Here is an 11076-nt window from a genome sequence, read left to right as displayed (position 1 = left end):
GTCATTTCTGGTGCTTCCCGGCGAGCCGACCTGGCCTTTTGCCGCCGGGCGCCTCTGAAAATGACTGAAAACGGGAGAGCTCGGAACGTGAGAGCCCGAAACGGGACAGCTCAGCCGGCATGGCGCGGAGCCGGCGCGGCGTGTCGTACTTCTGTCGGAAGAATCGGTGTCGGGGGTCGCCGAGTAGTTCACAAAGATTCGACTCGCTAAGCAATCGGGAGTACAACTTGTATCTATGTTGGATCTGAGCGCGACATCGGCGGCCGACCGCGTGTACGAGGCGGTCAAGGAACTCATCCTGACAAACGCCATCGCCGGTGGCGAGCTGATCAGCGAGGGCGAGGTGGCTCAGCGCTGCGAGGTCAGTCGCACTCCGGTGCGTGAGGCGTTCCTTCGGCTGCAGGCAGAAGGCTGGATGCGGCTGTACCCGAAACGTGGCGCGCTGGTGCTGCCGGTGACCGACACCGAGGCCCGCGACGTTGTCGATGCCCGGATCCTCATCGAATCACACGCGGTACGCGGACTCGTCGCTCGCGGTCTGCCCACTGGCGACCTGGTGGCGGACCTGCGCCGCAACCTGGCCGCGCACGCGAAGGTGGAGCCCGACGACATCGCCGACTTCGCCCGTGTTGACGCCCAGTTCCACCAGTGCATCGTCTCGGCCGGAGCCAACGGCGTGCTCGCCGACTTCTACCTCGGTCTCGCGGAACGTCAACGACGCATGACCACTGCGAGCGTGCACCGAGAGCCGACCGTCACACCCCGGATCATCGCCGAGCACACCGCGCTCGTCGACGCCATCGAACGCGCAGACGCCGACAGATTCACATCGCTACTCGTCGACCATGTCGCGGGTGTTCATCGCATCGAGGATGTCTACGCCGTCCACGCCACCGACACGACCGACGCGCGCACCACCCACGCGATCTACGCCGACGCGCGCGGCACCCAAGCAGAGGAAGGACAACGGTGACGACCACCGCAGACAACGCCACCCCCACAGTGACCGGTCCGACGGTTCGTCGCACCGCGTGGATCGCGGTGGCACTTGCCGTCTTCGCATCTGCCTGGGGCGGAAACGAATTCACGCCGCTGCTTGTGATGTACCGCGAAACGGGCAACTTCGGGGCCGTCGCTGTCGATGCGTTGCTGTTCCTCTATGTCGTGGGCATCGTGCCGTCGCTGTTGATCGGCGGTCCGCTGTCGGATCGGTACGGGCGCCGTCCGCTGATGTTGCCCGCGCCGGTGTTTGCGGCGGTGGGCTCGCTGCTCCTCGCACTCGGCGCGAATTCCATTGTGCTGCTGTCGATCGGTCGAGTGTTCAGCGGAATTGCGCTGGGACTGTCGATGGCGGTCGGTGGCAGTTGGATCACGGAGTTGTCGGTGCGTGGCGGCGCCGGAGCGGCATCCGGTGCCCGACGCGCCGCGATGAGCCTCACCGCCGGATTCGGCATTGGTGCGGGCGTGGCCGGTGCGCTGGCTCAGTGGGCGCCGTGGCCGCACGTGCTCGCCTACGTGGTGAACATCTCGCTCGCGGCTATCGCCTTGGTGCTCCTGCTCGTCCGCGCGCCCGAAACACGTTCGCCCAGTGGCACTCCCGGACGACTGGTCGACGACCTGAAGATTCCGTCGGCGGCGCACCGGCGGTTCCTGTTCGTGGTGCTGCCGGTTGCTCCCTGGGTGTTCGGTGCATGTGCGTCGGCGTACGCGATCATCCCTGCGCTGATGTCGGCGCGCACCGCCGGAGCGCCGATCGCATTCGCCGCGCTGTGCTGTGTGCTCGGACTCGCGGCGGGTTTCGGTATCCAGTCGCTGGGACGTCGCATCGACAACCCCGACGGTGTGCGCGGCGTCGCCGCTGCACTCACGGTGCTGGCAATCGGAATGGCGTTGGCGGCGTTGGCCGCTCACATGTTGACGATCTGGATGTCGCTGATCGCCGCGACGGTGCTCGGCTGCGGCTACGGCATGGCGATGATCGCAGGTCTACTCGAGGTGCAACGGATCGCGGCCCGCAGCGGCCGCAACGACCTCGCCGGCCTCACCGCGGTGTTCTACAGCGTCACCTACCTGGGGTTCGCGATTCCGGCTGTGCTGGCGTTGATCACCGAGTTCTGGCACGCGGTCACCTACACCCACATGTTCATCTTCGGGATCGTCGCGGCGCTGCTGTGTCTCGCCATCGCGCTGTATGGGCATCGTCGGCACGCTGTGGCCGCCTGACCGACGTCAGGCCTCCCGCTCGGAACTCCTGGTGAACATCTGGTGCAGCAGTTCCAGTTCGGCGGTAGAAGCCGTGGTGAGTACGTTGGGCGCGGGATCGTCGACGTCCCAGACGGTTTGGAGAACCTCGCGCCCGGAGTCGGTGAGGTGGACTTCTTTTCGACGACGATCACTCGACGACGGTTGGCGCACCACATAGCCGGCGGACTCGAGGTCGGACACCGCGACCGACGCCGCGGGAGCATCGATGGTGGCGGCGTGAGCGATCTCGGTGATCGTCAGCGGGCCGTTGCGCAACCGCTTCAGCACCCGGATCCTGCTGAACGGCAACCCTGTTTCTGCTACCACCGTGCGTCGCCACGCGTCGCGTGAATCTGTCACGAACGAGGTCAGCTCACGCCAGACCTGCGCGACCAGTTCGTCGTGTCGCCCGCCAGGCTCGTCGCGTGACGCAGGCTCGTGCGACACAGTGCCGTGCTCGTGGGCCGCTCCGGGTTCAGGCATGGGACATCTCCGGTTCGATCAGCCGCTCCGAGACGGTCCGCGCGGTGCGCAGCGCCCAGGGTGTCGTGGACACGACGCCGAGGACGAGAATTGCTGCGCTGAAGGCGATCACGATCCACCACATGGCGGTCATCGCCGTCGAGAAGTCGACGGCGGTGTGTGCCGCGGCCAAGCCGGTGACACTACCCGCAAGGGCCACACCGAGACTCACGCCGATCTGACGGCTCGTCGACGCCACGGCGCTGGCAGCTCCCGCTCGATGTCGGGGCATGCCTGCGACCGCGGAGTTGGTGATGGGCGCGTTGATCATCCCGAAGCCGAGTCCGAAAATGAAGAAGATCAAGGCCAGCAGGGGGATCGGGGTGGCGTCGTCGATGAAGAGCATCATCGACGAACTGATGAGGAGCGCGATCCCGGCGATCACGAGCGACGGTCGCGTGCCCCAGCGACCCACCGCGCGCCCGGAGAGTGGCGAGCAGATCAAGACCGCTACCGCGGGTGGAACGAGCATCGCGCCGGTGCCGACGGCGCTGAACCCGCGATCTTCCTGAAGATAGAGCGACATCAGGAACAGGAACCCACCCCAGTTGGCGAACGCGCAGATGGCGATGACGGTTGCCGATGCGAACGGCACGCTGCCGAAGAATCGGAGGTCGATGAACGGGTCGTCGTGGCGTCGTTCCCACAGCAGAAATCCGACGAAAGCGATTGCTGCGACGACGAATACGACGATGGTGCGTGGAGATCCCCACCCGTGGCCAGGTCCCTCGATGAGGCCGTAGACAGCGCCGCCGAGGGCGATCATCGCCAATCCCTGTCCGACGGGATCGAGTGTGCGCATGATGGGCGAGCGTGATTCGGGGACCAGGATGGCGGTGAGCACGATCGCTACCAGGCAGATCGGCAGGTTGATCCAGAACACCGCTCGCCACCCGATCGTGTCGATGAGCACCCCGCCGACGATCGGTCCGGCAGCCATCGAGATCCCGACCACCGATCCCCACACACCGATCGCGCGGGCGCGCTCACGCGGGTCGACGAAGATCTGCGTGATGATCGACATCGCCACGGGGTTGAGCATCGAACCACCGACGGCCTGCAGGGCGCGTGCGGCGATGAGAACCCCGACGCTCGGCGCCAGGCTGCACGCCAGCGATCCGATCGCGAACGTGACCAGGCCGATCTGGAACAAGCGTTTGCGTCCGTATCGGTCGGCGGTGGCTCCCGACACCATCAACAGGCTGGCCAGCACCAGCGTGTAGATGTCGATGACCCACTGCAACGACGACACACTCGCGTTCAGATCCGTCCGGATCGCCGGCAGTGCGACGTTGACGATGGTGGCGTCCATCGACACGATCAGCAGGCTCATGCAGCAGGTGCCGAGAATCGCCATCTTCCTGCGCGGCGTCAGCTCGACGGAAGTAGTTGTGGACATACAAAGATTGTAGAACTACAAGTATCCGACGTCCAGGGGTGACGGACACATGGTCAACGGTGGCTGCGGGACGGCGCGGTAACCTGCACGAGGTCGACTGGTTGGTCGGTCCGGGATGAATCCGGTTCCGGCCGGGTGAGTGAGAGGACGGTTGTCAGTGCTTCTCGGGGCGTGGGTGAGTGTGGTGACCGTCGTCCTGCTCATTGTTCCCGGGGCGTGTGTCGGACGTCGGATGACGCTGAGTTGGCCCGTCGCGATCGCGGCAGGCGCGCCCATCACGTTCGCGATCGTGAGCGTGTCGACCGTGCTCTACGGCGCGATCGGCTTCGAATGGAACGTCATCACCGCGCTGGTCGCCGTGCTCGTCGCGTTTGCGCTGGCCTGGGTCTATTCCGCGCTGCTCGGCACGCGGGTGGGGCGTCGAATCGCTCCTGCACCCGCCGCGACGTCGACCTGGGAGGACGGTACGGTCGACGCTCCGCTGAGCCGGCGTGCGGCACTGGGTGGCGGCATCGGAATCGCACTCGGGGCGATCATCATCGCGATTACGTGCATCAGGCCCATCGCCAAGACGGCCTTCGCGGGCCTCGACAGCATTCCTCAGGTCTGGGATTCGCTCTGGCATGCGAGTTCGCTGCGCTGGATTCACGAGACCGGCGTCGGATCGTCGTTGCGCATGGGCGAGCTCATGAACTACGACACCCACGGCTTCAACTACTACCCGAATACGTGGCACGCGCTCGGTGCCCTGGAGCTCCCGCTGACCGGCGCGAACCCGGTCCAGCTGTACAACACGTATTCGCCCGCGACGTTGGCGGTCACGGTCACGCTGGGCGTCGCATCGCTCGCGTATTGGTTTGCGCGCCACCGCTTCGACACGTCGACGTCGGCGTTGATCGCGGGTGTGGCGGGCGCGGTGGCGGCACTCTTCCCGTCACTGCCGTATGTCGAGGTGCAGTTGACGTCGGTGCCGAATGCCGTGGGTGTGTCGATGGCGCCCATCGCCGCGGTGCTCACGATCAGTGCGGTGCGTGATCGACGTCGGGTGCTGCCCGCGGCCGTCGCGGTCTCCGGGGTGACGGCGACGCACCCGTCCGGCCTGATCCTGGTGGGTGTGATCGTCGGGGTGTGGTGGCTGTTCGAGGCGCTGCGTCGGCCCGTGCACAGCCGCGTCGGAGACTTCGTCACCCTGGTGATCGCCGGGTTGGCGACGGTGGTGCTGGTCTTCCCGGTGGTGCTGGGCACAATTCGCGTCGCCGATACCAACGAGCTGCCGTTCTTCGACTTCCGTGTCGACACGGTCGGTGTGCTCGAAGGGCTTTCGCAGGCGCTGTTCAACGGCACGGTGCCGCTGCAGACGCAGGACTATCCGGTGTGGGGTCTGGTGATCCTCGCCGTGCTCGGTGCGCTCGCGCTGCTGTGGTTGCGGTGCTGGGGCGGGCTGGTGACCTGGGCGATCTTCGTGTTGGTCACCGCCAATTCGGTTGTCTCGCTTGGCCCGCTGTCGGCGCCGCTCGGTGTGATCGGCGGCTACTTCTACAACTCGCCGCACCGGCTGACATTTGTGGTTGCACTGTTCTCCGCGGCTGCCGCGGGCGTCGCGTTGGGGCTCGCGGCGTTGACCGTGGCGCGGTGGGTGGCGCGGTCGGGGTCCGGTGATCGCGTTGCGACGCAGCGACGTTGGGCTGTTCCGGTGACATTCGCGCTCCTGCTGGTGGTCATCGCGGGCGCTGCGGTGTGGCGCTACCCGTCGAACGCCCAGATCGCGTCGAAGGAGCGGGGCGAAAAGCTCGTCGGCAGAGACGATCTCGCCGCATACCACTGGCTCGATCGTCAGCCCGACGCGCACGACGCGCTGATCCTGAACAACCTCGACCAGGGCACCGGGTGGCTGTACCCGGTGACCGGACTGACCCCGTTGTTCTCGTTCTATCGGGCAAACGAGTTCTCCGAGCGCCAGCGCGACTTATACTGGGGGACAGCGCAAATCGGTGCCGATCCGCACGTCGATCAGATCGTCCGCGCCATGAAGGTGCACTACGTCATCGACAGCCCGCCGAGCTACTGGCCCTTCCAGAACGGCGTTCCCGACCCTGAGCACGGCGTGCAGGGTGACCCGTTCCTGGCCCTGCGCGAACACGGCGCGCCGGGGCTGACCCCAGTGTTCCGGCAGGGCAACGTGACGGTGTATCGGGTCAACGAGAACGTGCTCACCGGGCCGCGCTGATCTGCCGGGGGCCATACCCTCAGGCGTCCGGGTAGCCCTCAGGGTTGTTCGACTGCCAGCGCCAGGTGTCGACGCACATGTCGTCGATTGTCTTGCCCGCGAACCAGTTCAGCTCTTTGTTCGCCCTCGTCGGGTCGGCGTACGACGCCGCGATGTCGCCGGCTCGACGCGGCGCGATCTCATACGGGATCGGCTTACCGCTGGCGCGCTCGAAGGCCTGTACCACCTGCAGTACCGAAACCCCTTGTCCGGTACCAAGATTCCACGTCGACATCGGTTCGGACCCTGCGCTGATTCGTTCCAGTGCCGCGACGTGCCCAGCGGCGAGGTCGTCGACGTGGATGTAGTCGCGCACTCCGGTGCCGTCGGGGGTGTCGTAGTCGTCGCCGAAGATCGAGAGCTTCTCCCGGCGCCCGACCGCGACCTGTGCGACGAAGGGCATCAGGTTGTTGGGGATGCCGCTAGGGTCCTCGCCGATCTGTCCGCTCGGGTGGGCCCCGACCGGGTTGAAGTAGCGCAGCGCGGCGATGCGCCAGGCGGGATCGCTCGCGGCGACGTCGCGCAGCACCTGCTCGATCATCACCTTGGTCCAGCCGTACGGATTGGTCGCCGACGTCGGGGAGTCCTCGGTCATCGGGAGCACCGGCTCTGCGCCGTAGACCGTGGCCGACGAGGAGAACACCAGCCGGTGCACGTCGTGGCGTCTCATTGCGCGCAGCAGAGAAAAGGTGCTGCCGAGGTTGTTCTCGTAGTACTCGAGGGGCTTGGCCACCGACTCGCCGACGGCCTTGAACCCCGCGAAGTGGATCACGGCGTCGATGTCCTCGTGGTCGAAGAACTTCTCCGTTTTGTCGACGTCGGTGAGGTCGAAGGAGTGGACCGGTATGTGGACGCCGGTCAGCGCCTCGAGTCGGCCGACGACCGTCGGCTTGGCGTTGCTGAAGTCATCGACGACGACGACGTCGTGTCCTGCTTCGACGAGTCGGATCACGGTGTGTGAGCCGATGTAGCCGGCCCCTCCACTGACGAGTACGCGCATGACGACCACGGTAAGGCGCTTCCCTGCCAGTTCTCCAGCGGGGACCTGTGTGGTGTACCCGAAGCGGATGTGCCGCTATCGTGCATGACACATCGGCAGGTACGTCGAGGTGCCTGCCGACGAGGATCCGGGGGAACCGATGACCAGCAGATCAGACGTCGAATTCACCTCGCAGGGCGTGACCTGCCGGGCATGGCTCTACCGGCCGGATGTGCCGGGCGCGCCGGTCATCGTGATGGCACACGGACTTGGCGGTGTGCGGACGATGCGGCTCGACGCCTTCGCCGAGCGCTTCGTCGAAGCGGGGTATGCGTGTCTTGTGTTCGATTACCGCCACTTTGGTGACAGTGACGGAGAACCGAGACAGCTGCTGTCGGTACGCCGACAGCTCGCCGACTACGACGCCGCGATCGAGTACGCGAAGTCGTTGGACGACGTCGACGCCGCACGCATAGTCGTATGGGGGTCATCATTCTCCGGGGGTCACGCGCTGACGCTTGCCGCGCGGCAGCCGGGTCTCGCGGCAGCGGTGTCGCAGTGCCCGTTCACCAGTGGCCCCGCATCGTTGCTGGCTCTGGACCCGATCTCGTCGGTGAAGGTCACCGGGCGCGCTGTTGCCGACATCGCGTCGAGTGCGTTGCACCGAGATCCGGTGCTGGTGGGGCTGGCCGGGCACGGACATGACGCTGCACTGATGACCGCCCCGGACGCCGAACCCGGGTATCTCTCACTGGTGCCCGACGGCGCGTCGTTCACCAACAGTGTGACGGCGCGCGCCGGCCTGGCCATCCCGTTCTACTCACCCGCACGGCACATGCGCCGCATCGGCGTTCCCACCTTCGTGGCGATCTGTGAGACCGACAGCGTCGCGCCGCCCGGCCCGACGATCCGGGCCGCACAGGGCAACCCGCACATCACGGCGAAGGTCTACCCATACGGTCACTTCGACATCTACGTCGGTGATGCCTTCGAGGACGTTGTCGCCGACGAGTTGGCGTTCTTGCGTGACGTCGTACCCGTCAGCCGATGATCGGCGACGGCGTCAGCGAATTCGACTGAGAGCCGGTCGTTCCCGTAGATGGGTCCGTACAGGGCGATCGGTCCGGGGCGGCGTTACCGAGTTCCCGTTCGATGTGGCGAGACCGCGGACACCCTCAGCGAGCGAGCGCGGCCGGCGCTCACGCCGGGCGGTCACCGATCTCGAGTCCCGCCAGCGACGAGGTGCCGTCGTAGATGACGCGACCCCATTCCCGTACGGTGCAGCGCAGGGTCCCGTCGAGGAATTCGTAATCGGAGTCTACGTTGCGCCGCTTGTGCGGTATCGGCACCGGCAGCACAGGCGGTTCTCCGACGCCGTGGCCGTCGAGTTCGATGGCGAATCGCACTGTGCGCGCGGTGATGTGCCAGTGCCAGGTGTTCCGGTCGAAGTGGTAGCTGGTCAGTGCGGGCGGGGAGATGCGCAGCACCCATAAGCCAATGCGCACGACCACTCCGGTGACTTCCTGCCTCACCGGGCCGAGTTCGAGTAGCCCACCGGAGAACGCGACGCACACGTCGTCGTCGCCGAAGTCATGCGCCTCGCCCCACCACCACCGCTGCGGGAATCCGGCACCCCAGTTGCGTTCGCAGTAGAGCCGGGCATCGTCGAACCGCCAGTCCACGCCGGGGCCGGTGACCGTTGCCGACGCCCGGCCACCAAGACAGTAGGCGTGCCAGTACTGGTTGAGGAACGGGATCGAAGAGAACACCCCGCCGCCGCCGAACGCCTTCGGCCAGGGTCGGGTGTTGTAGACACGCAGGTCGACGGTGACGTCGTCGATAGTCAGAGTGATGCCGTCTCGATGGGCATCGAGGTGATTCCCTTGTTCCTGCGCGCGGACGGAGAACCGGCGAGGATCGGCCACCGCCTCACCGATCGCCGCCTGGCGGACGACGGCGCCGGGCTCGAGCACGATGGCCGCCGTCGACCAGTCCCCGGCGTCGTGGCGGTTGCAACTGCACAGTGCGACCACTGCGCGGCCGGTTGACCGGTCGGTCAGCCGCCAGAACCAGCCTTCCATCTCGGTGCCGTGGGACGGTAAGGGGTCGCCGTATGGGACATCGGCACCGGTGCGGCGATAGAGCGCCACGAGTTCGCGGCGCGGCCAGTCGAGGGGGCGCATACCCGATTGTGGCATCGGAACAGCAACACTGGCAGCGAGTGACTCCTCTCGGCGATCGCGGCAGTTGCGCTACCGGGAGATGCCGGGCGAGAACTGCACGCGAGTCGCGCGTGACGCGCGCGGGGTCATTTCGTGCAGACCCGCGTCGCGACGGCACCGCCGGCGAGCGTCCCGATCGGCCCGACGGTCGGCGGCGAGAGGCACTGCATCTCGCCGCCGAGGGTCGGGGTCAGGGTGCGCGGGTCGAATTGGAATGTCCAACGAAGGTGGAGATCCGTCGACGGGCGTCGACCCGGGTACATTCCGAACGCTTCAGGGAGCGTCGAACCGGGTCCGCGCCCGACGAAGGCATACCGACGAGCGCCGGGTGTGCCCTGGTTCGCGTTGTGGAGTTTTCGCAGCACCGTGAAGTAGTACGGGGCGCTGAACGGGCTGTCTTGTCGGTAGACGCCGGCGAACTCGTAGACTTGGACGCCCGCGGCGAACAGCGCCTGGTAGGGCAGATTGGCCACGTCGTCGACGATGGATACATCTGTTGGCTCGGCGTCGGCGTGGGCGCCTCCGGTGAACGCCACGCCGCCGACCACTGCCGCCGCCGCGACCAGCGCGGTGGCGACTCGGGTCCGCAGTTGTCGAGAGCCGGTACCGCGGGCCGAACCCATGCTGACCTCCGATGGTCGACGCCCCGACAGACCTCCCTCTTGCTCCAGAGTGTCGACGGTCGACGAATGTGTCATCCCTCGCGACTCAATGAAACGAACCTGTTATCGGCGTCAAGGGTCTAGTCGACCATCGGCGACCGTTCGGTCACAGCGGCTCAGCCGCCGCAACGGTTACCGAGAATCGCAGCGCCGCCGGTCAGCGGTCCGATGGGCCCGGAGACGAACTTCGGGCAGGGGAGTGGACGTGGGTTGTAGTCGAGTGGCTGCAGCGTGCGGGGGTCGACGCGGAAGTAGAAGTTGCCGAGATTGTGCGGCTCGGGGCGCAGTCGCGAGTAGAGGGCGAATACCTCTGGCAGTTGCGTCCCGGGACCGAGTCCGACGAATCCGTATCGCAGGCTCCCGGGCGTGCCCTCGCGCGGGTTGTGCACCTTCCGTAGCACGGTGTAGTAGTACCGCGGGGTGATCCCGAGCGAATCGGATTTACCGCGAACCGTCGTCGCATACTCGTACACCTGCACGCCCGCACTGAAGAGCGCCTGGTAGGTCAGATCGCCGAGTTGGTCGACCTGGTGAATGCCGGGTTGTGTCGGCGCGGCGTGCGCGCTGGGTGCTGTTGCTACTGCCGCGCCGCTGGCGATTGTTGCCGCGGCGAGTGCGGCTACGACACCGCGACGAATACGTGAAGCTGTGACCATGAGAATCTCCGATGCCGTGTGTGCTGGACGAACCTCTGTACTGGAAGAGTCGTCGCGGCGTCGAAAATCGTTAGCCGGCGTAATTCAATGAGACGACGAGCCGGTGCGGAAGGTAGTTGTGCACAG

Annotated in this window: 10 protein-coding genes; 4 read left to right on the top strand and 6 right to left on the bottom strand. The window is 66.2% G+C overall.

Features of this window, described 5'->3' with window-relative positions; genetic code table 11:
* The first annotated feature begins 235 nt into the window (after positions 1-235).
* Together A5777_RS10950 and A5777_RS10945 are read left to right on the top strand one after the other, a co-directional pair.
* The gene (locus A5777_RS10950) at positions 236-973 is read left to right on the top strand and encodes a GntR family transcriptional regulator (RefSeq protein WP_064862686.1); all 738 of its coding nucleotides are present in this window, start codon (positions 236-238) and stop codon (positions 971-973) included.
* Positions 970-2223 (top strand): MFS transporter, encoded by a 1254-nt coding sequence (locus A5777_RS10945; RefSeq protein ID WP_005206735.1) that lies wholly within the window; start codon positions 970-972, stop codon positions 2221-2223. The genes A5777_RS10950 and A5777_RS10945 overlap by 4 nt, the downstream gene beginning before the upstream one ends.
* 6 nt (positions 2224-2229) lie before the next feature.
* Here the strand turns inward: A5777_RS10945 and A5777_RS10940 are convergent, their stop codons facing one another.
* Together A5777_RS10940 and A5777_RS10935 are read right to left on the bottom strand one after the other, a co-directional pair.
* Entirely contained in the window at positions 2230-2727 is a 498-nt protein-coding gene (locus A5777_RS10940; protein ID WP_082933631.1) for a MarR family winged helix-turn-helix transcriptional regulator, read from the bottom strand.
* Positions 2720-4165 carry an MFS transporter gene (locus A5777_RS10935; RefSeq protein ID WP_064862685.1) on the bottom strand — a complete coding sequence of 482 codons (1446 nt, stop codon included), beginning with the start codon at positions 4163-4165 and terminating at the stop codon, positions 2720-2722. The genes A5777_RS10940 and A5777_RS10935 overlap by 8 nt, the downstream gene beginning before the upstream one ends.
* Positions 4166-4322: 157 nt before the next feature.
* On the opposite strand from A5777_RS10935, the gene A5777_RS10930 reads away from it, so the two are divergent.
* Complete coding sequence (locus A5777_RS10930) at positions 4323-6392, top strand: DUF6541 family protein (RefSeq protein WP_064862684.1); 2070 nt, start codon at positions 4323-4325, stop codon at positions 6390-6392.
* 19 nt (positions 6393-6411) lie between these two features.
* On the opposite strand, the gene galE is transcribed toward A5777_RS10930, so the two are convergent.
* Entirely contained in the window at positions 6412-7431 is a 1020-nt protein-coding gene (gene galE, locus A5777_RS10925) for a UDP-glucose 4-epimerase GalE (protein WP_064862683.1), read from the bottom strand.
* Between the two features lie 139 nt (positions 7432-7570).
* On the opposite strand from galE, the gene A5777_RS10920 reads away from it, so the two are divergent.
* Entirely contained in the window at positions 7571-8461 is an 891-nt protein-coding gene (locus tag A5777_RS10920) for an alpha/beta fold hydrolase (RefSeq protein ID WP_064862688.1), read from the top strand.
* Positions 8462-8609: 148 nt separating this feature from the next.
* On the opposite strand, the gene A5777_RS10915 is transcribed toward A5777_RS10920, so the two are convergent.
* From A5777_RS10915 to A5777_RS10905, 3 genes are all read right to left on the bottom strand, one after another.
* The gene (locus tag A5777_RS10915) at positions 8610-9608 is read right to left on the bottom strand and encodes a tocopherol cyclase family protein (protein ID WP_064862682.1); all 999 of its coding nucleotides are present in this window, start codon (positions 9606-9608) and stop codon (positions 8610-8612) included.
* A 110-nt stretch (positions 9609-9718) separates the two neighbouring features.
* On the bottom strand, positions 9719-10330 hold the full coding sequence (locus A5777_RS10910) for a hypothetical protein (protein WP_231895023.1): 612 nt from the start codon (positions 10328-10330) through the stop codon (positions 9719-9721).
* Positions 10331-10410: 80 nt separating this feature from the next.
* On the bottom strand, positions 10411-10950 hold the full coding sequence (locus A5777_RS10905) for a hypothetical protein (protein WP_064862681.1): 540 nt from the start codon (positions 10948-10950) through the stop codon (positions 10411-10413).
* Positions 10951-11076 lie beyond the last annotated feature (126 nt).

It is taken from the genome of Gordonia sp. 852002-10350_SCH5691597, assembly GCF_001665715.1.
GTDB lineage: Bacteria > Actinomycetota > Actinomycetes > Mycobacteriales > Mycobacteriaceae > Gordonia > Gordonia sputi.
Note: the sequence above shows the minus strand (reverse complement) of the source record. Positions and strands in the feature narration are given on the sequence as shown.

Coding starts and splice junctions, on each gene's coding strand:
- A5777_RS10950 (WP_064862686.1), top strand. CDS start 236: ATGTTGGATCTGAGCGCGACATCGGCGGCCGACCGCGTGTACGAGGCG.
- A5777_RS10940 (WP_082933631.1), bottom strand. CDS start 2,727: ATGCCTGAACCCGGAGCGGCCCACGAGCACGGCACTGTGTCGCACGAG.
- A5777_RS10935 (WP_064862685.1), bottom strand. CDS start 4,165: ATGTCCACAACTACTTCCGTCGAGCTGACGCCGCGCAGGAAGATGGCG.
- galE (WP_064862683.1), bottom strand. CDS start 7,431: ATGCGCGTACTCGTCAGTGGAGGGGCCGGCTACATCGGCTCACACACC.
- A5777_RS10920 (WP_064862688.1), top strand. CDS start 7,571: ATGACCAGCAGATCAGACGTCGAATTCACCTCGCAGGGCGTGACCTGC.
- A5777_RS10915 (WP_064862682.1), bottom strand. CDS start 9,608: ATGCCACAATCGGGTATGCGCCCCCTCGACTGGCCGCGCCGCGAACTC.
- A5777_RS10910 (WP_231895023.1), bottom strand. CDS start 10,330: ATGACACATTCGTCGACCGTCGACACTCTGGAGCAAGAGGGAGGTCTG.
- A5777_RS10905 (WP_064862681.1), bottom strand. CDS start 10,950: ATGGTCACAGCTTCACGTATTCGTCGCGGTGTCGTAGCCGCACTCGCC.